At 32.7% G+C, this 22,770-nt stretch carries 18 protein-coding genes and 1 pseudogene; 13 read left to right on the forward strand and 6 right to left on the reverse strand.

Annotated elements, in window-relative coordinates:
• The 3 genes from dnaA to J3359_RS00015 all read left to right on the forward strand — a co-directional run bounded on the left by dnaA (position 1) and on the right by J3359_RS00015 (position 2,860).
• Positions 1–1,428: a chromosomal replication initiator protein DnaA gene (dnaA, locus tag J3359_RS00005; RefSeq protein ID WP_208078622.1), complete on the forward strand. Its 1,428-nt coding sequence runs from the start codon at positions 1–3 to the stop codon at positions 1,426–1,428.
• 40 nt (positions 1,429–1,468) lie between these two features.
• On the forward strand, positions 1,469–1,918 hold the full coding sequence (locus J3359_RS00010) for a low molecular weight protein-tyrosine-phosphatase (protein WP_208078623.1): 450 nt from the start codon (positions 1,469–1,471) through the stop codon (positions 1,916–1,918).
• 234 nt (positions 1,919–2,152) lie between these two features.
• The gene (locus J3359_RS00015) at positions 2,153–2,860 is read left to right on the forward strand and encodes an SAM-dependent methyltransferase (RefSeq protein ID WP_208078624.1); all 708 of its coding nucleotides are present in this window, start codon (positions 2,153–2,155) and stop codon (positions 2,858–2,860) included.
• Between the two features lie 40 nt (positions 2,861–2,900).
• Here J3359_RS00015 and J3359_RS00020 read toward each other — a convergent pair whose 3' ends face one another.
• The 3 genes and pseudogenes from J3359_RS00020 to J3359_RS00030 form a co-directional block, all read right to left on the reverse strand.
• Positions 2,901–3,527 (reverse strand): peptidoglycan-binding protein LysM, encoded by a 627-nt coding sequence (locus tag J3359_RS00020; protein WP_208078625.1) that lies wholly within the window; start codon positions 3,525–3,527, stop codon positions 2,901–2,903.
• A 49-nt stretch (positions 3,528–3,576) separates the two neighbouring features.
• A complete protein-coding gene (locus J3359_RS00025; RefSeq protein ID WP_208078626.1) occupies positions 3,577–4,485 on the reverse strand; it encodes a DUF2279 domain-containing protein in 909 nt (302 codons plus the stop codon).
• A 4-nt stretch (positions 4,486–4,489) separates the two neighbouring features.
• Positions 4,490–4,852 (reverse strand): annotated as a pseudogene (locus tag J3359_RS00030) (GNAT family N-acetyltransferase); the annotation flags it as partial.
• 1,313 nt (positions 4,853–6,165) lie between these two features.
• On the opposite strand from J3359_RS00030, the gene J3359_RS00035 reads away from it, so the two are divergent.
• Genes J3359_RS00035 through J3359_RS00070 form a run of 8 tightly spaced genes read left to right on the forward strand, consistent with a single transcriptional unit; the run spans position 6,166 to position 16,297 of the window.
• On the forward strand, positions 6,166–6,771 hold the full coding sequence (locus J3359_RS00035) for a UCP032817 domain-containing protein (protein WP_208078627.1): 606 nt from the start codon (positions 6,166–6,168) through the stop codon (positions 6,769–6,771).
• Between the two features lie 2 nt (positions 6,772–6,773).
• Entirely contained in the window at positions 6,774–7,700 is a 927-nt protein-coding gene (locus J3359_RS00040; RefSeq protein WP_208078629.1) for a hypothetical protein, read from the forward strand.
• Positions 7,693–10,101 carry a TonB-dependent receptor gene (locus J3359_RS00045; RefSeq protein ID WP_208078630.1) on the forward strand — a complete coding sequence of 803 codons (2,409 nt, stop codon included), beginning with the start codon at positions 7,693–7,695 and terminating at the stop codon, positions 10,099–10,101. Before J3359_RS00040 ends, J3359_RS00045 begins: the two co-directional genes overlap by 8 nt.
• A 19-nt stretch (positions 10,102–10,120) precedes the next feature.
• Positions 10,121–11,326, forward strand: coding sequence for a DUF4374 domain-containing protein (locus J3359_RS00050; RefSeq protein ID WP_208078631.1), 1,206 nt, complete (start codon positions 10,121–10,123; stop codon positions 11,324–11,326).
• Between the two features lie 11 nt (positions 11,327–11,337).
• Entirely contained in the window at positions 11,338–12,039 is a 702-nt protein-coding gene (locus tag J3359_RS00055) for an ABC transporter ATP-binding protein (protein WP_208078632.1), read from the forward strand.
• Between the two features lies 1 nt (position 12,040).
• The gene (locus J3359_RS00060; RefSeq protein WP_208078633.1) at positions 12,041–13,471 is read left to right on the forward strand and encodes an ABC transporter permease; all 1,431 of its coding nucleotides are present in this window, start codon (positions 12,041–12,043) and stop codon (positions 13,469–13,471) included.
• Positions 13,468–14,892, forward strand: coding sequence for a DUF3526 domain-containing protein (locus J3359_RS00065; protein ID WP_208078634.1), 1,425 nt, complete (start codon positions 13,468–13,470; stop codon positions 14,890–14,892). The genes J3359_RS00060 and J3359_RS00065 overlap by 4 nt, the downstream gene beginning before the upstream one ends.
• Positions 14,893–14,950: 58 nt before the next feature.
• Positions 14,951–16,297, forward strand: coding sequence for an MATE family efflux transporter (locus J3359_RS00070; RefSeq protein ID WP_208078635.1), 1,347 nt, complete (start codon positions 14,951–14,953; stop codon positions 16,295–16,297).
• Positions 16,298–16,307: 10 nt separating this feature from the next.
• Here the strand turns inward: J3359_RS00070 and J3359_RS00075 are convergent, their stop codons facing one another.
• Positions 16,308–16,907 carry a class I SAM-dependent methyltransferase gene (locus J3359_RS00075; RefSeq protein ID WP_208078637.1) on the reverse strand — a complete coding sequence of 200 codons (600 nt, stop codon included), beginning with the start codon at positions 16,905–16,907 and terminating at the stop codon, positions 16,308–16,310.
• Between the two features lie 1,008 nt (positions 16,908–17,915).
• On the opposite strand from J3359_RS00075, the gene J3359_RS00080 reads away from it, so the two are divergent.
• On the forward strand, positions 17,916–20,282 hold the full coding sequence (locus tag J3359_RS00080) for an outer membrane beta-barrel family protein (protein ID WP_208078639.1): 2,367 nt from the start codon (positions 17,916–17,918) through the stop codon (positions 20,280–20,282).
• 161 nt (positions 20,283–20,443) lie between these two features.
• On the opposite strand, the gene J3359_RS00085 is transcribed toward J3359_RS00080, so the two are convergent.
• Positions 20,444–20,740 (reverse strand): putative quinol monooxygenase, encoded by a 297-nt coding sequence (locus tag J3359_RS00085; RefSeq protein WP_208078641.1) that lies wholly within the window; start codon positions 20,738–20,740, stop codon positions 20,444–20,446.
• Between the two features lie 9 nt (positions 20,741–20,749).
• The gene (locus J3359_RS00090) at positions 20,750–21,610 is read right to left on the reverse strand and encodes an SAM hydrolase/SAM-dependent halogenase family protein (RefSeq protein ID WP_208078643.1); all 861 of its coding nucleotides are present in this window, start codon (positions 21,608–21,610) and stop codon (positions 20,750–20,752) included.
• Between the two features lie 128 nt (positions 21,611–21,738).
• Between J3359_RS00090 and J3359_RS00095 the strand changes: the two genes are divergently transcribed.
• Positions 21,739–22,692, forward strand: a complete 954-nt coding sequence (locus J3359_RS00095) for a PhoH family protein (protein ID WP_208078645.1) — start codon at positions 21,739–21,741, stop codon at positions 22,690–22,692.
• Positions 22,693–22,770 lie beyond the last annotated feature (78 nt).

A 22,770-nucleotide genomic window follows, 5' to 3' on the forward strand; every position in this document is an offset into this window, starting at 1 on the left:
ATGACTATAAATGCTGACTCTGTTTGGAACGAATGCCTATCTTTTATAAAAGATAATATAAAACCTCAGGCATACAAGACATGGTTCGAACCAATAAAGCCTGTAAAATTATCAGGAGAAGCATTAACCATACAAGTACCTAGTAAGTTTTTTTATGAATGGTTAGAAGAGCATTATATTAAATTATTACGTGTTGCGTTGGTAAGGCAATTAGGAAACGATGCAAAACTAATTTACGATGTAAAAATGGAAAATAACTATAGCAGCAATCGACCGCAAATAGTTAAAATTCCAAGTTCTAATAGAGATCCATTAAAACCACAAAAAGTTACAGTTCCTTTAGAATCTAATAAGAGAGAATTAAGAAATCCGTTTGTAATTCCAGGTTTACAGAAGGTAAAAATAGAATCTCAATTAAACCCTAATTACAGCTTTGTTAATTTTATTGAAGGAGATTCTAACAGATTGGCACGTTCTGCAGGAATGGCTGTTGCCAACAAACCTGGTGGAACCTCATTTAATCCACTCTTAATTTATGGTGGAGTTGGTTTAGGTAAAACACATTTAGCGCACGCAATTGGTGTAGATATTAAAGACAAATACCCAGATAAAACGGTTTTATATATTTCTTCGGAAAAATTTACACAACAATTTATAGATTCTGTAAAGTCGAACACCAGAAACGATTTTATTCATTTCTATCAAATGATAGATGTTTTAATTATTGATGATGTTCAGTTTTTATCCGGAAAAGCAGGTACACAAGATGTATTCTTCCATATTTTTAACCATTTACACCAAAATGGAAAGCAAGTAATTTTAACTTCAGACAAAGCTCCTGTAGATATGCAAGATATCGAACAGCGATTGTTATCTCGTTTTAAATGGGGATTGTCTGCAGAATTACAAGCACCAGATTACGAAACAAGAATTTCTATTTTACAAAATAAATTGTATAGAGATGGTGTAGAAATGCCAGAAGAAATTGTAGAATATATTGCCAAGAACATTAAATCGAATGTTAGAGAATTGGAAGGCGTAATTATTTCGATGATTGCCCAAGCTTCTTTTAACAGAAGAGAATTTTCTTTAGAATTGGCAAAACAAATTGTAGATAAATTTGTTAAAAACACAAAAAAGGAAGTTTCTATAGATTACATTCAAAAAGAAGTATCTAAATATTTCGATATGGATGTTGCTACTTTGCAATCGAAAACACGAAAAAGACACATTGTGCAAGCAAGACAATTAGCGATGTTTTTTGCAAAAAGATTAACAAAAACCTCATTGGCAAGTATTGGAAATCAAATAGGGCAAAGAGATCATGCAACTGTTTTGCACGCTTGTAAAACTGTAGATAACTTAACAGAAACCGACAAGCAATTTAGAAAATACGTAGACGACTTAACTAAAAAGTTAACATTTTAAATTTCGATTTTAAAAAATCATTTTTTTAAATTTTATTCTGATGAAAAAAGTACTTATGGTTTGTTTGGGGAATATTTGTCGTTCGCCATTAGCACAAGGTATTTTAGAATCTAAAGTAAATACAGCTGCAGTTTTTGTAGATGCTGCAGGAACAGCAGCATATCATGTTGGTAATCTGCCAGACGAACGTTCTATTGATGTTGCTCGTAAATACGGAATAGACATTACCAACCAACGAGCAAGAAAATTTACCGTAAAAGATTTCGATACTTTCGACGTTATTTATGCGATGGATACCAGTAATTACGATAATATTCTTTCATTAGCAAGAAATGTAGAAGACGAACAAAAAGTAAAAATGATTTTAAACGAATCGCAGCCTAACGAAAATAACTCTGTTCCAGACCCTTATTATGGAGGAAACCAAGGTTTCGAAAACGTGTATAAAATGTTAGATGAAGCTTGTGAGGTTATAGCTGATAATTTGTAAAATTCGAGAAATTCGTGTCTATCTTTTTTCCCTACAATCATTAGTTAAAATCCGTGAAATCTGTGTCTTTTTTTCTCGTAAAGACGCAAGTTGTAATGTTATAAAATTTTTGTCTCTGTGTATCTCTACAAATCTCAGTGTAATAATTTATAAAATCTGTATCAAAAATATTTTTTATTTCTGTAAATTCGTAAAATTAGTATTAAAAAAAAATCACCTTCAAAAATAATAATAATGATTGGTAAACTCTATTTAATTCCCACAACTTTAGGAGATGCAGTAGAACCTTTAGAGGTAATGCCACTATCAGTAAAAAAGGTAATAGAAGAAATCGACTATTATATTGTTGAAAACGAAAAATCTGCAAGAAGATTTATCAAGAAAATTTCTCCAAAAAAATCGCAACCAAGTTTGCATATTATGTTGTTAGATAAATATGCAGAAGAATTAGAAACCACAAAATATTTAGATGTTTGTAAAGAGGGAATAAATGTTGGTTTACTTTCGGAGGCAGGAGTACCAGCAATTGCAGATCCTGGAGCAAGTATTGTAAGATTGGCACACGTAAAAAACATTAAAGTAGTTCCTTTAGTAGGGCCTTCTTCTATTTTAATGGCAATGATGAGCTCTGGAATGAATGGGCAAAACTTCGCATTTAATGGCTATATTCCTATTGATAAAAGCGAAAGAAAAAGAGTAATAAAAGATTTAGAAAAGCTTTCTAAAGATAAAAACCAGTCTCAAATATTTATTGAAACACCTTACAGAAACGAAAAAATGTTTGCAGATTTAAAAGCAACATTAGCGCCAACAACAAATTTGTGTATTGCTGCAGATATTACCTTACCAACAGAATATATAAAAACAATGTCTGTTCGAAACTGGAAACATCACACACCAGATTTACACAAAAAACCTGCTATTTTTATAATTCAGAAGTAATTTTTTTTGCTATTTCTATGAAAACAGAAATAGAACCTTTTTAAACTCTCGCTTTTTTATCTGCAATAATACTAGAAACATTATAGCCTCCAAATTTTCTCAAGTAAGATTGAATGGTTGCCCCATAAGCATCAGAAAAACATTCTGTTCCTCCACTTCTTAAGAATTTTTTTACATTTCCAGCACCACTTAAATGAGCAGCTGCTAAAATGCCAGACTCTGTAATTTTAATACCATTAATAGTTTTTCCAACCGAACGTTTAATGTCTTTTCTTAAAATCCATTTGTTTACCTTACATAAAGCAACAAACGCTTTTTCTTGTAACTCAGGATTTTTTAAAAAAGCTTGTGTGTTGTAAATTCTAAAACGCTCTAAAGTGGTGCGTCCAAATTGGTATTTTCCTAAATATCCTAAAGTGTTTACAACAGTGTATTTTCCTTGCGATTCTTTAAAAGCAACTGCTTCTTTAAATGCCATAAAATCTTTAGGAAGGTATAGAATCGAATTATCTACAAGCTTAGGAAAAGCAATTATTCTTGTTTCTGTGATTTCCTTTTTTGAAACCTCTTTTTTATCAATAGTTGTTGCATTGATAAAAATTAAAACAATACCGAATAAAATGAATTTATTTTTGATAAATAATATCTTTCTGTTTTGCGAGCGCAAATTTACGACTTAATCTATAAGATAATGATTGTTAATGTGTTAAAGTTTATTAAAAATATAGATAATGAAATTTTATTTGACCTTTGGTGTTAATCTCTAGGGTTGGAGCAGGAATTTTTATGAAATTGACAACAGAAAAGATAGATTGTAAGAATTTCGATTTTGTCTTAATTTTTGTTAAATCTAAGTCTAAACTTAAATAAAATTGTCTGTAAGGTTCTTGTGGAAAAGGGTTTGATGGTTTTGTTTCTCCATATAACATGCCATTTGCACCATAACCAAAAGCAACATTTAACCATTTAGGAAACGAACTTTCTTTGTTAAAAGACCAAATATTGGCAGAAAGCCAATAAGTTTGCCCATTATAATCTTTTAAAGCCTGTTGTAAATAATTTTTTCCTAACGTGTTTGGACGTTGTTTTGCGAATTCAGTTTGATTGAAAGAGTATTTTACGATAATTCGCTGTTCGTTCCAAAGTAATTCTTGCCCAATTAACAAACCTGTTCCTGCTGCATTTGCCAAAAGATCACCAGCAGAAGCGCCCCATTCTTTTGAAAAGCCATCTAAAATTTCTACGGCTGTAAGAAACGTAAATCCGTAAGTAGCACCATAAATAAGTTGATTTTTCTTAGAAACACCAGCCCAATCTAACACTTCCATTCCTACTTTTCCAACATAATAAGAAGTCATAAAATGCCCGACTTTATCCATTTGCTTCCATTCTGCATTGTCGTTTGTAAAATGAAAACTCGAACGTTCGTAATCTTTATACCAAAGTTCGTTTAATGCCATTAAAGAACCAACTGCTAAAACACTCTCTGTAATAATTATGGCATTTCTTCTTTGTTTATTTAAGGTGTCAGATTTTTTTAGAAAGGTAGAATTTTGAGAAAATCCAGTAGTAGAGCAGAAGAGCAATACAAGGCAAAGACAGTGTTTTTCAATTTTAAAAATCATGCTGTTAGTTATCTTCTAATTTAAAAATTCGATTATGCTCAAAACCTTTGTCTGTTCTTTCTGGTTGAAATACAAAATTATATCTTTCTAATAATACAATTGAAGCTGTATTATCTTTATGAGTGAAAGCTTCAATAGTTTTTAATTTTATTTTTTGGAATCCGAATTTTAAAACCTCTTTTAGGACTTCACTTATAAAACCCTTTTGTTGAAAAGCTGGTTTTAACTTATAACCAATTTCAGCAAAATTGTTTTTTAAGGAAATTCTATGTAAAACAATATTTCCAATAATTTCGTTTTTATATTGAAGCAACCAAAAAATACGATTTTCTTCTTTATAAAGTTTGTCGCAAATTACTATAAAATCTTTCGCTTCATCAAAATTTCGAACTCTTTTTTATAGTTACAAATTTATTTATTTCTTTACAAGAGCGTAACTCAAAAATAGCTTTAGTGTTATTAGAATTAGGCTAACGAACTAAAAAGCCTTTCTAATTTTAATATTAGAAAAGTTTTAAAGTTTAATTTTATTATTAGTTTTCTTGTAGTTTTTATTACATAGTTAAAAATAAAACATAATTTTACTGCGACTTAGATTATTAAAATCAAAGAAAAAATCGACCATTTTACTTTATGAATGTAAAAAAAAACACGAAACCAAGTTGTAAATAAAATAAAATAATTAGATAAAAATTAGAAACAATACTATTGGTCTCATTACATTTTTCGGTTCGATAATTTGTGCTATCTTATCTATAGCACTTTCATTTAAACTGGAAATTGGTAGGGGTGAAGATTATAATCATTAAAAAAACATTAAATTTTATTTAGATTATATTAACATAATATTTAGATTATTTTAGTAGATTTGCATTTGATGAAAAATGGTCGTCTAAAAAATAGTATCACTTATCTACTTCTTGTCCTTTTCATTTCAATGAAAGTGGCAGGATTTCATCTGTTGACCCATACAAATGACAAAGACCACACAATTCATTGTACTATTTGTGACCATGCCATTACAAATAACTTAACTCCAGTACTTACTCCTGATTCACAGGATTTCACAATAGAAAATACTGAACCAATTGTTCAGAGAGAGATAACTAAAAACTACAATTTTATTATCTCAAGTACTATTGCTGCAAATCAGCTCTTTTCGCGTCCCCCTCCATTTTTACTATAAAGAGTTTCATTTACATTTTAGTCTCATTAAAGAGTTTTCGGACTCAGCAAGTCTCGTTTGGAATAATATTGACTCTAAATGAAGGTGCATTACGTAAATGAGAGATTCGTAACTCCGTCTTTACTCAACAAACAAGAGAAAGAGGTTGTGAATTTTAGAACTCTTCCCATACTTCAATTTTGTTTTGATTATCTAATTTGCTTTTACTACGATATACGCATATAGGATAATAATCAAATATAGACATTCAAAGAATTTCTATGGAGCTCGTTTATATTTTTTCAATTTATTAAAAGTTTATTTGAAAATTTTAAACGATATCTGTGGTAGGCATGTATGCCTAATATAATGTTTAACAAACTTAAGAATGTTGCAACAAAAGGGGAAATCGAAAACCTTGTAAATAGAGTAGGTATAACTTTTAAACACGACAGTTATGAAAACTAAGGAATCTATGATTTCAGAAATTCTAGCTAATAAGGCAAAGCAGTCAAGTGGAAGCACACATTGTAGCAATTGCGGACACTGCTCTAACACCTTATAGTTTCAGAATTATAGCGGTAGGATATTTATCCTATCGCTATTTAAAACTTAATACAAAAAGTAAAAACCACAAGAATATGAACCAAATTACTGAAGATAAATTAAACAAACTCTTATCCTTCACAGATGAGAATGTGATATCACGATTTATGGATATGTATAATGTTTCAGAAACCGAAGCCCAAGATATCCTTTTGGAAACCCTGAAGTTCTTATATATAAGCCAAATCTCGGGGATTTTTATTCCAGATGACCTATTAATCTTAGACGAGATGTGGCACAACTTTATTTTGTTTACTCCCCTTTACCAAAAATTCAGCATAGAATATTTTAATACGCCCTACTTCCATCATCTTCCTGCTACAAAAGCAGAAAAAACCCAAAGAAAAGAGGATATGAAAATCAATCCTGACAAGGCAAAAGAAAAATATCTCAAAAAACTGGAATTTCTCTTGTCTACTACTTACGATTATTTCGGAGCGGAAACGGTTGAAAAATGGTTTAAAATATATCCAGAAAAATACAGTAAAGAAAATATTAAAAAATTGAGAAAATAAAAATGAGCATTTTCCCAAAAAGAACCATTCCAGGCAAAACAGTTACGATACACTGGAATTTCAACACATCACATTTAAAAGGTGTCCATTTGTGTCCATTTGTAAAAATCGGAGTAAAAGACCCCAAAGACAATATTACTATGCTTTTTGAAGATTATGTTATCGCTTTTCCAGACCAAAAAGAAAGTAAGGAAGAATCATCTCAAAAACTAAAATACTTAAATAAGAATATCCCTCTGTTGGTACTGGCAGATTATCTGGAAGGATCTTGTAAGCGAGAAAAACTCGTCGAAATATTAACCAATATTCAGGCAGGTCGTCATTATTATTTCACATATAGTATTCCCCATGACGCACCATTGGGTAAATACTCTCTAATTTCAGAGGTTCATAATAATGGAAGTGTAAAGTATTCCAAGACCCGTCTTGATGATCATTTTTGGGTTGAGAAAATTTCGCTTGTCAATGTAATAGACAAAGGAAATGAAAGAACCGCTGTAGTCTGTAATCACTCCGAAGAACCGACACCAGTGAAAATAGTCAAATATTCCATTGACGTTAATGGCCATATGGAAACCGAAATAGAGGTTTTTGAAATGAATCCAAAAGATTCTAGGCTTATTTCAGTTTCTGAAGAAAAGGCATTTTTACTCTACAATGAGGAACGAGAAACGTTAGCTTTAACAGAAGAGGTGCCTATTTATCTAATAAAAAATCACGAAATACTATCCGTCAGTAAAAAAAATGGATTGGATTGTCTTATGGGAAAAAATAGTGATGGAGCTTATTGGCTTTCTCGTGAAGCCAAAAACCTATGGGATAAATCAGATGGATTGCTCAATAAAAATACCTTATCCGAAAAAGAAAAAGATGTATTAAAAGAGATGGAAAAACAGGGTCTCATAAAAAAACTAACCTATAATGGCTAAAAAACAATACCAAATAATGTATCTATATCCTATGAAGGAACTAGTTGTTAAAACCTCTATGAAAATTACATGTGCATTCTTTTTAAGCTTATTTGTAAGCTCGGTCCTTTATTCCCAAAATGGAGAAATATTAGGGATAGTAACAGACAATCGAAAAGCACCTTTATTTGGAGCGCATGTTCAAATAATCGAACTAAATAAACGAACCATTACAGATGAAAAAGGTTTTTTTAGTTTCGATAAACTTTCCAAAGGAAAGTACAACATAGAGGTTTCTTATATTGGGTTTGAAACAATTTATTCCATCGTTGATATTTCAACACAAAAACCCAAGGTTCAAATAAGTTTAAATTTAAAACCCCAACAAACTGAACTTGAGGAAATAACGCTCGTTGGAAAATCAAAAACCCAACAACTAAGAGAAAGCACGGCCAATGTATCGGTATTGCAAACGAAAAATTTCCGCGATAGAAATACAAATACCAGCGATATCGTAAAGCAAATTTCTGGGGTGAATGTGCGTCAAACGGGTGGTTTTGGAAGTAATGCCGAAATTTATGTCAACGGAATGACTGGAAAATCTGTACCCTTTTTTTTGGATGGGATTCCACTCTCTTATTTTGGTTCAGGACTAGGATTAAATGTATTACCAGCAAACCTAATAGAACAAATCGAGGTCTACAAAGGAGTAGTGCCCGTTGATTTAGGTGCAGATGCCCTTGGAGGAGGCATCAATATCATTACCCGTAAATCCTATTCAGATTATTTAGATGCTTCCTATTCTATAGGATCATTCAATAGCCATAAGGTGAACCTAAACGCACAATTGGCAAACCCCAATAATAAATGGATGTTCGGGATACATTCATTTTTTAACCATTCCGATAATAATTATAAGGTAGATGTTGAAATCCCCGATGAATTCGGAAACCCAATTCCAGCGACTGTCAAGCGTTTTCACGATAAATTTTCTAACTATCTGGTGAATCTTTATACAGGGGTTTATGACAAAGATTATGCCGATCGTTTAGTTTTTAACGCACGTTATTCAGGGCTCAAAGATGATGTTCAGCACAATGCTATTATGGCCCAGCCCTATGGGCAAGTAACCTATGACGAATCAACTCTAGGTGCTTCTTTAGAATATGCAAAAAAGCATATTCTAAAGAAAACGGATGTAAAATGGTATAGTGCCTATAACCGTACAAGAGGGCATTTTATTGATACAACACTAAATGCCTACACTTGGGATGGTAAGATATATGATAGACGTACAGATGGCGGAGAGATTTCCGCCTCGCGTAATTTTTTAGAACTTACTTCTCAAAATGTCTTGAACCGAATTAACATAAACTACCATCCATGGGAGAAAGGAAAATTCACATTGAATCTTTTTACTGCATGGTTTAGAAGAATAGGTAAAGATCCTGTTGCAGCCGAGTTTTATGGAGAGGATTTTTTCGCCAACCCAACCCAACTTTTTAAGAATGCTACAGGACTTTCCTATGAGCATCGTTTCTCACAGGATTTAACGAGCTATACAGCCGTCAAACATTTTTGGTTGAATGCCGATGGATACGCCATACAAAATCTTAAACTCGTAGCCAATCAACAAGAAGCATCCAATTTTGGCTTTCTCCAGTCGTTACGTTATCATGTTACAAAATTTTTTCTTTTAAAATCTTCCTACGAATATGCAACCAGACTTCCTGATGAATTTGAACTCTTTGGAGATTTTACATTGGTAAGACCCAACCCGTTTTTAGAACCAGAACAAAGTCACAATCTCAATTTAGGATTTCAACTGAATTCCCAAAAATTCAACTGTGACACCAATCTTTTTTACCGTGATACGGATAATGTTATCTGGTTGCGAACCTCCCAGTTTTATGCCCAATATCAAAATCTATTGAGATCACGTACGCTTGGTGTAGATATGGAATTGCGCTATCGTCCATTTGATTTTCTGGATATAAAGGCCAATGCTACTTATCAAGATTTAAGAAACCGTTCCCCAAAAAACATTGTAGGAGCTGTGGATGATCGTTACTTCAACGCAAGATTACCCAATATCCCATATTTTTTCGGGAATGGCGAAATACGCTATCATAAAAGCAATTTCCTAAATACAAAAAACAACATTTCGGCTTGGTGGTCTGCAAATTACGTTAACGAATTTTATCTCTTTTGGTCGGTGGACGGGAACAAGGATCTCAAGAATACAATTCCCTCTCAATTCGTACAAAATTTGGGAGTTACCTTTTCACATCCTGAAAACCGATGGGCAATTACCTTAGAGCATACTAACATATTCAATGAAAAAGTATTTGATAATTTTAGTGTACAACGGCCAGGGCAAGCGTTTTATGTAACCCTTAGAACTTTTATAAATAAATATTAACATTAAATACATTCGAAAGATGAAAAAACAAATTTTTAAAAAAATCTCAGTATTAACATTTTCAATCGTCTTAATCTTTGCCACAACTTCTTGCAGTAATGACAATAATTCTAACGATGAAAAGGAACCTGTTCCAGTAAATTTTGGCATTACTACTGTAAGCGGTGCATGGCCTAATCAGACTTCGTACATTCAAGGTCTAACGGACTTGAATTTTTCAACCATAGGAAACGAAAATGCAGCAGAATTAACAGGAAATGCAAGTACAGTTTCCTATAATGGCTCTTTGTACGCATCGCCATTTGGTGCACCTGCTACTTTAGTAAAATATTCATTCAACGATAACGGAGATGCAGTTGAAAAAGAGCGAATAATTGTACCAGGTGCGAATACTTTTTCAACTATTTATTTTAAAAGTGAAAGCATTGCCTATGCTTCTGTTGCAGGGGGTATTTCAAAGCTTATCATTTTTAATCCAACCACAATGCGTATTACAGGGGAAGTCTCATTAACTCTTATTACCAAACGCTTTCCAAAAGCTACTCGTACATACTACAAGGGTATGATAGAACGTGATGGTAAGCTGTTTATGGGGGTACACTACGAGAAAAATTTTTCTCCAGTAAATGATTCGGCCTATGTTGCAGTGATTGATTTGAATACTCGCACTGTAGAAAAAGTAATTGTTGACGATAGAACTGGAATGATTTTCGGTGGTGAAACTGGTCCGTGTATGATAAAAGAAAAGAATGGAGATATTTACATACAGGCTTTAGGTACTACCAACGCTGGTGGTAATGGCCCAAGTGGGGTGCTCCGTATTAAAAATGGTCAAACCGATTTTGATTCTAGCTATTTCTTTAATCTTGAAAAAGCAGTAGGTAATATATGTTACGGTATTTATCCTACAGCTAATGGACTTACTTTCACTAAAAAGGTTGAAGATGAAACTGATTTTTGGGAATTTAAAACAAAATTACCACAATTCAAATATGTTAAAATAAATCTTGCTTCAAAAACATCAGAGGGGGTAGTTAAGGGTTTGCCTACGTCATATAAGAGAAGCATGATAGTGAAATCTTATGATAATAATACACTACTTTTTACCACCTCTACCAATGATGAGAATGCTGTCTATTCTTATGATATAGCTACTGGCAATGTATCTAAAAAATTTACATCAACTGGAGGATACATCACAGGTCTTGAACAGTTGAATCAATAATTTTTAATAATATGTTAGAAGCCAAAGACCTTACAAAAAAATACGGTAATTTTACAGCACTGGATACCTTAAACCTAAGCATCCGAGCAGGCGATATTTTTTGCTTGCTTGGAGCAAACGGAGCCGGAAAATCAACGACTATCAACTTGTTTTTAAATTTTATCGAACCCTCTTCAGGAAAAGCTTTCGTCAATGGTTTGGATGTAGAAAAAAATCCTCGAAAAACAAAGCAATGGCTATCTTATATTCCAGAAAATCTACAATTGTACCAAAACATGACAGGGCTTGAAAACCTTCGCTTTTTTTGTGGTCTTCAAGGGGGCAATCAAAATAAAGAAGAACTAGAAGCCTTATTGATTCAATCAGGATTGCAAAAGGATTTTGTTCTAAAAAGGGTGAGTAGTTATTCTAAAGGAATGCGACAAAAAGTAGGTGTTGCTTTGGCAAGGGCAAAAGGGGCTAAAATCCTACTTTTAGACGAACCCACATCTGGATTAGACCCAAAGGCTAGTAATGAATTTTCTGAACTCTTACTGGAAATGAAAGAACAAAAAGTAGCCACTTTAATGACTACCCATGATCTTTTTCGAGCAAAGGATACAGGAACACACATAGGGATTATGAAAGGAGGGGTTCTGGTCGATAAAATGGAATCAAGTCAAGTTTCTTTTCAGGATTTAGAGCAAAAGTATTTAAGACATATGCACACATAATATGAAACGTCAAGTCTTTTTAATTACAGGAAAGGAACTTAAAGGTATGGCAAGGCAAAACTCTTTAAAAATTTTATTTGCTATAATTATAATTCTCCTAGGGTTTGCACTCTATGCAGGGCATATTGCTTACAAACAGCAACAGATTATGGTGGAAAGGGCACAAAAAGAAAGAAGGGCAGAATGGTTAGGTCAAGGAAACAAACACCCTCATATTGCCGCCCACTATGGCACTTATGTTTTTAAACCTAAGACACTTCTTAGTCTTTTTGATTTTGGATTGGATACCTATACTGGAACATCTGTTTATTTAGAGGCTCACTACCCTCATGAATTTATGTTTAGACCGGCACAAGGGTATGGTAATATGATTCGTTTCGGGGAATTAAGTGCTGCCTTGGTACTCCAATTATTATTGCCTCTACTCATTATATTCATCACTTTTCAAACCTTTACCAAAGAAAAGAAGACAGGGACTCTAAAATTATTGGTTAGTCAAGGAGTTTCGATAAGGTCTATTTATTTGGGCAAGGTCTTGGCTTATTCCCTAATTATTTTTGTAATCATAGTTCTATTCTTTATGGGTTTATATATAGTGGGGGTCTATGAAAAAACAAGTACTATGATTAGTGATATGGGGTTACGCATTTTACTTCTCTTTTTTGTTTATGCTGGGTATTTATGGGTTTTTACGAATTTTTCAGTTTGGATATCCCTTAAATCTTCGAGTGCAAGAAACGCTCTTCTGACCTTATTGATATTCTGGATAGCAACAGGAATCATTATACCAAAGACTTCTGCCAATCTTGGCGAAACCCTATACTCCTTACCATCCACGAAAATATATAAAGAAGCTATCCAAAATGATATTGTAAATGGCATGAACCCTAATGATACTAGGGAAAAGAGAATAGCAAGGCTAAAAGAACATTATTTACAACAGTATGGAGTTGACTCTCTTAATCAGCTTCCTTTGAATTTTGAAGGAATACGAATGCAAGAAGGGGAAGAATATGCTAATAAAGTGTATGATTTTCATGATGCAACCCTTTACAAAAAAATTGAGCTTCAAAACAGGATGGGAAGTTTAATGGGGTTTTTTGCTCCTTATATAGCCGTAAGGAATCTTTCAATGGCGTTTGCAGCAACCGATTGGTATAGCTTTAATGATTTTCAAAAAAAGACCAACACCTATCGTCGTCATCTTATACGTACGATGAACAACGATATGGCAAAGAATTCGCGTTATGGAGAATTCTATGAATACAAAGTAGGAAAGAACTTATGGAAAACCATATCGGATTTTAAATATTTAGTACCTAAGGTAACTATGATTTTCAAATACTATTGGATGGAAATTGTTTCATTGTCCCTTTGGGTTTTGATAATGTTCTTTATCATTCCTTCTTCCTCTAAAAATAAATTGATATGAAATTAATTTTATTATTATGGCAACGAGAGGGTATTTCCATTATTAGAAATACTTTTCAAATAATCATATTGTCTACTATTTTTTTATTGGGTACGTATGCCATCTACTATGGATATTCCAAAATAACAGAACAACAAAAGACAATCAACAATGTACAACAAATTGAAAAGGAGGAATTTGAAAGCTATAAAGAGAGTTTTTACAGCGACCATACGTTGGTTAAGGAAAAACAACTATTCGATATAGCTTCAAAGCCCGCTTATGCATGGTATCGACATGGCTACCATGCCATCTTAAACCCTCATAGTTTAGCTCACATGTCTCTAGGACAAAGGGATATAGAGCCTTATTATTACAAATTGACTGGCACGAGCCTGTATTACCAATTATTTCAAATTGAGTTGGCCAACCCATTGAAGCTATATGCAGGAAATTTTGATCTATCCTTTGTGCTTATTTATTTATTCCCTTTACTTATAATAGCTTTCACTTATGGATTATATGCAGAGGAAAAGGAAAACGGGATGCTGCCCCTACTGAGGTTGCAAACCATTGGACTAAGAAAAATACTGCTAATCAGAATTGGCTTTTATTATGTCCTGATTGTCGGGTCGGGAATCCTCTTGTCATCCATTGGCTTTTTGGTTTCAAGAGAGTTGGAGGTTTTGTCCATTTTTTTATGGATATCTGCCATTTTATGTTATTTCAGTTTTTGGTTTGCGTTGATGTTTTTGTTGATTAGTCTTAAAAAAAATTCTTCTTTAACCGCCATTAGTGCCGCTAGCTTATGGCTTCTATTTCTAATTGTTCTCCCAGCTGTATTGAATGTGTATGCAAATCTTGTGTATCCAATTGATAATACGTCAATTGCTGATGTTACTCGTAGAAGAAGCCTTGAAAACGAAGACGATTTGAATGAGGCTAAGGCAGTAGTTCTCGAATACTTACAGAACCGGAACGACTTGAAGGAAGCGGATTCTTTGATTGGCGTAAATACTATGGCCAAAGCCTATGCTGCTTTTACGGCACTAAATGATAACCACCATAGAAAAGAGGTGTCCAGCTACTTCTATCAAGTTAGACGAAGGCAAAAGAAGATTTCCTTATTTCGATGGGCAAACCCAGCAGTAAATACACAAGGAATTCTTAATGAAATTGTTGAAACAGATTCTGGAATTTTTCAATCCTTTTATCAGTCAATTGAGAGCTTTCACAAGGGTATTACCAGCTTTTATTTTGATAAATTGTTTCTAAATCAAGAAATAACGAAAAAGGACTACGAAACTCTTCCCGAATTCAATCTAAATATCGATGTAACAACAAGAAACCATACTATTAGAAGTGGTTTAATGGAAATTTTGGTAACCACTTTTTTGCTCTTTGGCATATCATTGGTTCTTTTTAATAAAACTACGTTTTAAAAGGGTATTGAAAATTCGAAGCGTAAACACATTCCTATAAAACTTACACCACGAAAACTTGAAGAAAAATCCTGATTTTATCAATGACAACCTTTGGAAACTTTTATTAAGGCTTTCTGTACCTAGCATTTTGGGAATGATGGTGATATCCATCAATGGACTTGTTGATATATTTTACACCAGTTATTTTATAGGAACAGAGGCTTTTACAGGTATTTCTATGTTGTTTCCTTTAATGTTGGTTGTTACCAGTGTTACCGTTTTTGTAGCGGTGGGTTCTGCATCTGTACTTAGTAGAGTCATAGGTGCAAATCAGGTCGAAGTCCAGAGCAAAATTATCCCGAACATGATAGCCTTGTCTCTTATCGGAGCAGCTATGGTCACTATCCCTGGGTTCATTTTTTCGAAAGAAATAGTTTCTGTTTTAGGAGTCTCTGGAGCATTGTTTACCTACGCTTTAGAATATTATAAGATATACATTTTGGGAGCACTGTTCAGTATTTATGGTCTTTCAGCCAACGGTTTGATACGTGCAGAAGGGAAAATACGACATGCTATGCAATTTACGCTGATTTCCGTAATTCTAAATATAGTATTTACACCTCTGTTCATTGGTGTTTTACGTATGGGTGTAGCTGGTGCTGCATGGAGTAGCATAGCAGCTATGTTTATTTACAGCTTATTGACATCCTTATATTTTATACGAGGGAAGGCGACATTTCATACGGGTCGTTTCCAAATAAGGTTGGAATACAAAATTCTCAAGAATGTTTTGAGTATTGGGTTTTCGGCATTTTCAATACAGCTGTCTAATTTATTCAGGCAATTTCTACTGTTCAGATTAGTGGTTTTATACGGAACTTTTGAGGCTATGGCTTTTTTCAATGCCGTTTTTAGATTGTTTACCTTTTTGGCAATTCCTCTTTTGGGACTTTACCAGTCTATGCAACCAGTTATTGGAATCAACTATGGTGCTAATAAACAAGATAGGTGCCTAAAAGGTGTATCTATCTATAGATTAGCAGGAATTGTGCTTGGTACAGCAATAATTATTCCCATACTGGTTTTCCCTGAAACTATTATAAATATTATGTTACCAAATAAAACGTTTAACGAAGCTGAAATTTTTAATGTACGAATGATAATGAGCATCCTATTGGTCATTCCAATATCTTCTAGTAGTATCATTCTATTTCAATCAATAGGTAAAGCTAAATTGGCTACTTTGTTACCTGTTGGCCGTCAATTGTTTCTATTTGTACCTATTGTATTAGCACTGACTAGATATTTTGGTATTGAAGGTATATACTATAGTCTTGTTCTAGAAAATGTGCTTTATGCATTCGTTCTATGGATTATATCTGAAAAAACACTTCAACGGATTGCAGTAAGAGCGGGACTGTAAACACAGTGATTTATTCTTGTTTTTTTGCAACAATATGAAAAACGTGCCAAAACTTTTCTTTTCCCGACAGAGTCTTGCCATTTTTGGCAGTTTCCTCGAAATATAATAATTCAAACTCTTCAAATAATTTTTTTACGGCTTCCATGTTATGAAAGGTCATATCACTATTAGAACTCCATGAATCCTTTGGACCAAAAAAATGCCCACAAAAAAAACCTTCGGGATTGATACAACTGGTGATATTAGACCAAAGTTTTTCAAATTTATTCGGATGACAAAAAGGTAAAGAAAAAGAAGCGTTGACCAAGTCAGCAGAAGGGAGCTCATCCAAACTTTCAAAAGATGAATTTTGAAAACTAAATACTACTAGATGTTTAGAACTTATATGCTTTTGTAGAAGTAGTGAAGCGTTGGAGTCCTTATCTATTGCCAATACGTTGAATCCTTCCTCCAACAATGCAAAAGTATCTATACCATTACCGCATCCTAAATCAATTGCCTTCAAATTCTTTAACCTATCCTTACGAGACATAAAATCCAAAGTTTGGCTCAAAGTATGAGCAGGAGGGTGTTTTTCTTTACTTAATTTATCGTAGTGTGCTTTCCACATCTTGTAGTTCTTCTTAGTAAGAAGTAAAGATAATGAAGTTATTCTTTTTTAAAGTAATATATGAACTGTTCTGTATCATAATTCTCTTTCAAATTTTTATTTTTGATGCTTTACTATATTTATTTTCAATTATCTACTTCTATTTTGCAAGTATAAAATCAAAGTCTTTAACGCCATAAAAGTAGATATTAACCCTTTTATTTAGATTATATTAACATAATTTTTAGTTTATTTTAGTAAGTTTGTGTTAGTGAAAAATGGTGGTTTAAAAAATAGCATTACCTGTGTGTTCCTTGTTCTTTTCATTTCTATGAAAATGACAGGGCTTCATATATTATCACATACTGATGATAAGGATCATGCCTTGCACTGTACTATTTGTAACCATGCCATTACACATAATTTAACTCCAATATTTACTTCTGATTCACAGGATTTCGCAATTGAAATTACTGAATATACTATTCAGGGAGAAAGTATCAAAAGCTACAATTTTATTACCTTAAGCAACTTTGCTTCTGGTCAGCTTTTTTCTCGTCCTCCTCCTTCTTTACTTTAAGTTTCCTTTTCAATTTTAATGAGTAAAGAAGAAGTTATACTCCATATTTTTAATTTGTGTTGTTCTTTAATTGGCTAACCTAACCCAACTATTGATAAAAGTTGCGATTTATAATAACATTGGGTTTTAATAATTTATATGTTTATGCTTCTACATATTATGGACATGGAATTCAATTAATATTTTAAATTTTCCAGAAAAATAGCCTCTTTGTATGGTTATAATAAAAATAATCCTGTATGCTATTTTGTGCTTCAAAAGATATATTCTAACTCTTTACTTTTTATTTAAAATACATATTGTCAATACAAGTCGTAAACATAATGTTTGCTTGTAATTAAAACTAGAAGTCAACATTGTAGACTTTTATTAAAAACACCGATTTACATTACCTAATGCTTGAAGCGACTGAGACAGAAAACACATTTTAAAAACATTCAACTATAATTATGGCATCTTATATTAAAACAACTCTATTGTATTTTTTAGGATTTTTTCCTTGTTTTATTTTTTCACAGGAACTTGAAATCTATGGAATAGTAACAGACATCGAAAACCAGGCTCTACCTGGAGTAACTATTTCTATAAAAGGAACTAATCAAGGAACACTTACCGATTTGGACGGTAGATATTCTATAAAAACTTCTGCAGGAAGTATCTTGGTGTTTTCTTATATGGGAATGACAACTGAAGAAAAAGAGGTAAAAGACCAAACAAATTTAAATATAATATTGAAAGAAGACTCTCAATCATTAGACGAAGTGGTCGTTACCTTTAAGGTACCTCTTATAGAAGCAGATAAAGGGAAATTAACCTTCAACCTTAAAAACTCGGCACTAACAACAGGACAGACAGCTCTTGATATGCTTAAAAAATTACCAGGCGTAAGTGTGAATCAAAACGATAATATCTTGTTTAGAGGAGCATCTGGCATCAATGTCATGATTGACGGAAAGATGACCTATTTATCTGGAAGCCAGCTATCCAATTTATTGAAAGGAATGAGTGCAGAAGATATCAATAAGATAGAGCTAATCACCTCACCTACGGCTGAATTTGATGCCGCTGGTAATTCGGGAATTATCAATATTATACCCATAAAAAAATTAAAAAAAGGCTATGCCGTAGATTTACGTACCACTCTTTCAAAAGGAGAATATTGGATGACCAACCAAAACATATCGGCTAGCCTTCGTACCAAAAAAATAAACCTGTATGGTTCTCTTGATTACAATACACCACACAAGTTTTTTCAAAGTAAAAGCGGAAACAGCATAAATGAAGGTAGAAATACTTTTCGTCTCAATCGTAAAAATGAAAAAACTTATAAAATTAAGTATTATACTTGGCGGCTTGGAACCGATTGGCAGTTTTTGCCCAAACACAATCTAGGAGTAAGCTATCATGGCTATCTTGATGATTTTAAAAGCTTCAATTATTCTACAGTAAATAAGGTTGATCATTCGGGGGAGTTACAATCGTATATTCTTTCAGACAACAATATTATCGAGCCTTATCATTATGATGCGATAAGTATCCGTTATACATTTGATATAGATTCTTTGGGTAAAAAAATAACAGCCGATGCCAATTATACTTCCTACCGAAATTATTCGGATGGGTTACTGAAAACCGATAATTATGATGCAAACCAAAACAAACAAAATACAGATATACTTAAGTCTCACCAACCTGGATTCGTCGAAATTATTTCTGCTCAAGCCGATGCCGATTTGCCGTTTAAAGAATACTCCATTAAAACAGGTGTAAAATATGCCGAGGTAGAAAATGATAATCAATATCGATTTGATTCATTTCAGCAGGGAAAATATGTTAAAATAAAAGATTTAAGCAATCATTTTAAATATAAAGAACGTATTGCTGCAGCTTATTTGTTGGGTTCAAAAAAAATTAACAAAACAACAATTGATGCTGGCTTACGCCTGGAGTATACTCGTGCTGAAGGTTACACAGTAAAAGAGAGGATTGCTAACGAATGGGAATATACAAAGCTATTTCCATCTCTTTCTATTGGGCAAATTATTAATGAAGACCATAAAATGGACTTTTCGCTCAGCAGACGTATTAACCGCCCATCCTACAGTGATCTAAACCCTGTGCGTTGGTACAATGACCAATATTTTTATTTTTCTGGAAATCCAAATCTGGTTCCTGAATTGGCTTGGATTTATTCACTTACCTATAGTCTGAAAAACAAGTATATTTTTTCTGCTATTTATAACCAAAGCCTCAATTTCATAAACCGAAGACTGTCTATAGATAATAACGGCACAACGATTAAGAGTCAAAGCGATAATTTTGGCAATCGTCATCGTTTTGATTTTACAGTATCAACACCTTTTAAGTTATATCCATTTTGGGATATACTTTTCTTTTCAGACATCAGTTATACTACATATCCTATATCAGAGCTTTCGGGTGAAAAAAAGCTATCGAAATGGGCAGCAACACTAATGTTGCAACAGGATATCTCCTTGCCAAATGATTATAAAATTAACCTTTCCGCAAAATGGTTTTCCTCTGAATTGCTTGGTATCTATAGTTCGCAACCTGCAGGTTATGTTGATTTCGGTATCAAAAAATCATTTTTTAATAAGAATCTCGTTGCCCAGTTTACCATAAGTGACATTTTTAATACCAACCGTTATCAAGCGTACTCACTAAGTGATATTATAGACTATCGTTATAACGACAAACCCGATTCAAGAAGATTTGGACTTACATTACTTTACCATTTAGGAGGCAATCTTGTAAAAGAAAAAAGTGGTAAAACAGATGAGCAAAAACGTTTGTGATTTTTTGAATAGTAAAACTTATGCACTAATCCATAGCGAATAAATGTATAAAAAACGTTTAAATAATTTTGATTGAGGTGAGTAAATATTAAAAAGATGGTTAATAACCTCTCTATTTTAGAGATGGAAACTGATGTTGCTTTACAGCAACTGAATACTGCCTACTGAAGACTTTCCTTCTTATCTACACTCCAAGCTTCAGGTTTATCATTAAATAAAACCTTTGTTTTCGCCCAGACAGATTTAAAAAGTTCTGAATTTCTATAATTTTCTAAATCTAGCTCATTTTCCCAATAAGAATACGTAAAAAATATTTCAGGATTTGTTTTATCTTGATATAATTCTAATAATTTACAACCATTCGAATTTCTAATAAATTCTTTTTTTTCTTCAAAAATAGCCGAAAATTCTTCGATGTATTTTGAGTGAAAACTCATTTTTACGATTCTTACAAACATAAAATTAATTTAAGATAAAGGAGAAAAATTAGGTGTAGAGTCTTTAAAGAATTCAATAATAATAGAATCTCTATATTCCAAGCCTAAAAGAGAAGAAGCGCCACCAACAGTATGTAAATTACTTCTATAAATAGCAATTTCTAAAAGACCAGCAGCATTAAAAATAGCCAATTTTTGCCCATCATATTGATGGTTTTCAGGAGAACTATTTCTAGTTATTTCGTTGTATTTTGTAAAAATTTTATTAAAAGAATAACGTCTTGCAGTTACTTTAAATATTCTTCCTTTACCAATATCGTTAAACATTTTTTTGCTAATATTTGTAATTACATTTCCATAATTATCCACATAAATAACACCACCAATTATTTGATTTTGTGTATGATTTACTTTTGGTTGAATTTCAACTAACTTTTTAAATTCTGTAATTTCTTTTCCTATTACAGTTAAATTTCCACCTCTGGCAATAAAACAAGCAACTTGAACAAAAACATCTAAAACAGGAAAACTACTTTCTATACGATCGTGAATATTTATTTCAACAATTTTGGTTGGATGAATCTCGGAGGCAATCATAGAAATTAAACCATTATCAGGACAAACAAAAAAATGCCCATCCAACTCCAAAGCAATATGTTTGTTCTCTTCGCTCAATTCCGAATCAACTCCCACAATATGTATCGTTCCTTTTGGGAAACTTTTGTAAGAATTTTTTAAAATGTATGCAGTTTCTGTAATGTTAAAAGGCGTTATTTCGTGAGTTATATCAACGATTTTCGCATTCTCTAATTCAGAATAAATAGCACCTTTTACAGCCCCCACAAAGTGGTCTTTGGTTCCAAAATCTGTAGTTAAAGTAATTAGAGACATTAAAATTTTGCTGTTAATTAATTGTGTAAAAGTTGTTAACTATTTAACGCAAATCTAATCAATTTAGCAATTTTATTCGCTATTTTTAGTTGAAATAAAATTGTCATCAACCTATAAAAAATAAACATTTGAACGAACGCATTATAGAACTTACAGAGATTAATCCTGGAGAGTTTTTTGGAGCTCAAAATAGCACCATAGAACAGCTTAAAAGATATTTCCCGAAAATTAAAATTGTAGCACGTGGCTCCAAAATGAAGATTTATGGAGAATCGGATCTTTTAGATGAATTTGAAATTAGAATCGAAAGACTCATAAAATATTATAAAAGATATAATAAGTTAGACGAAAATAGTATTGAACGCATTTTAACTTCCTCTGGAAACGATGAAAAGAATGCAGTTTCCAAAAAAGCAAAAGATGTTTTAGTACATGGAGTTAGTGGAAGATTGATAAAACCACAAACCGAGAATCAGCGTAAAATGGTTGCTTTGATGGAGAGAAACGACATGCTTTTTGCTGTTGGGCCTGCAGGAACAGGGAAAACTTACACAGCAGTTGCTTTGGCTGTAAAAGCGTTGAAAGAAAAAGAAGTTCGTAGAATTATTTTAACAAGACCAGCTGTAGAATCTGGAGAAAATTTAGGATTTCTTCCAGGAGATTTAAAAGAGAAATTAGATCCTTATATGCAACCTTTGTATGATGCTTTAAGAGATATGATTCCTCATGAACGTTTAGAATCTCATTTAGAAAAAGGCATAATTCAAATAGCACCTTTGGCATTTATGCGTGGTAGAACTTTAGACAATGCATTTGTAATCTTAGATGAAGCACAAAATACAACCCACAATCAAATGAAAATGTTTTTAACGAGAATGGGTAAAAGTGCTAAGTTTATAATTACTGGAGATCCTGGGCAAATAGATTTGCCAAGAAAACAAGTTTCTGGCTTAAAAGAATCTTTACTGGCTTTAAAAGATATCGATGGAATTGCACAAGTATATTTAGATGATAAAGATGTTGTAAGGCATAAATTGGTAAAGAAAATTATTACTGCTTATAAAAGTATAGAGACAGAATAAAAGAAAGCTCCTTTAATTCCCTAAAAGGGAAAATTTTTGCGCACTAAGTGTGAAAAAAAGAGTTGGATTTAAAGCAAA

The organism is Polaribacter cellanae (assembly GCF_017569185.1).
In the GTDB taxonomy this organism is placed as follows: Bacteria; Bacteroidota; Bacteroidia; order Flavobacteriales; family Flavobacteriaceae; genus Polaribacter; species Polaribacter cellanae.

What these genes read in the sequence shown, in the direction of transcription:
- dnaA (WP_208078622.1), top strand. Translation starts at nt 1, where the DNA reads ATGACTATAAATGCTGACTCTGTTTGGAACGAATGCCTATCTTTTATA.
- J3359_RS00010 (WP_208078623.1), top strand. Translation starts at nt 1,469, where the DNA reads ATGAAAAAAGTACTTATGGTTTGTTTGGGGAATATTTGTCGTTCGCCA.
- J3359_RS00015 (WP_208078624.1), top strand. Translation starts at nt 2,153, where the DNA reads ATGATTGGTAAACTCTATTTAATTCCCACAACTTTAGGAGATGCAGTA.
- J3359_RS00025 (WP_208078626.1), bottom strand. Translation starts at nt 4,485, where the DNA reads ATGATTTTTAAAATTGAAAAACACTGTCTTTGCCTTGTATTGCTCTTC.
- J3359_RS00040 (WP_208078629.1), top strand. Translation starts at nt 6,774, where the DNA reads ATGAGCATTTTCCCAAAAAGAACCATTCCAGGCAAAACAGTTACGATA.
- J3359_RS00045 (WP_208078630.1), top strand. Translation starts at nt 7,693, where the DNA reads ATGGCTAAAAAACAATACCAAATAATGTATCTATATCCTATGAAGGAA.
- J3359_RS00050 (WP_208078631.1), top strand. Translation starts at nt 10,121, where the DNA reads ATGAAAAAACAAATTTTTAAAAAAATCTCAGTATTAACATTTTCAATC.
- J3359_RS00055 (WP_208078632.1), top strand. Translation starts at nt 11,338, where the DNA reads ATGTTAGAAGCCAAAGACCTTACAAAAAAATACGGTAATTTTACAGCA.
- J3359_RS00060 (WP_208078633.1), top strand. Translation starts at nt 12,041, where the DNA reads ATGAAACGTCAAGTCTTTTTAATTACAGGAAAGGAACTTAAAGGTATG.
- J3359_RS00065 (WP_208078634.1), top strand. Translation starts at nt 13,468, where the DNA reads ATGAAATTAATTTTATTATTATGGCAACGAGAGGGTATTTCCATTATT.
- J3359_RS00075 (WP_208078637.1), bottom strand. Translation starts at nt 16,907, where the DNA reads ATGTGGAAAGCACACTACGATAAATTAAGTAAAGAAAAACACCCTCCT.
- J3359_RS00080 (WP_208078639.1), top strand. Translation starts at nt 17,916, where the DNA reads ATGGCATCTTATATTAAAACAACTCTATTGTATTTTTTAGGATTTTTT.
- J3359_RS00085 (WP_208078641.1), bottom strand. Translation starts at nt 20,740, where the DNA reads ATGTTTGTAAGAATCGTAAAAATGAGTTTTCACTCAAAATACATCGAA.
- J3359_RS00090 (WP_208078643.1), bottom strand. Translation starts at nt 21,610, where the DNA reads ATGTCTCTAATTACTTTAACTACAGATTTTGGAACCAAAGACCACTTT.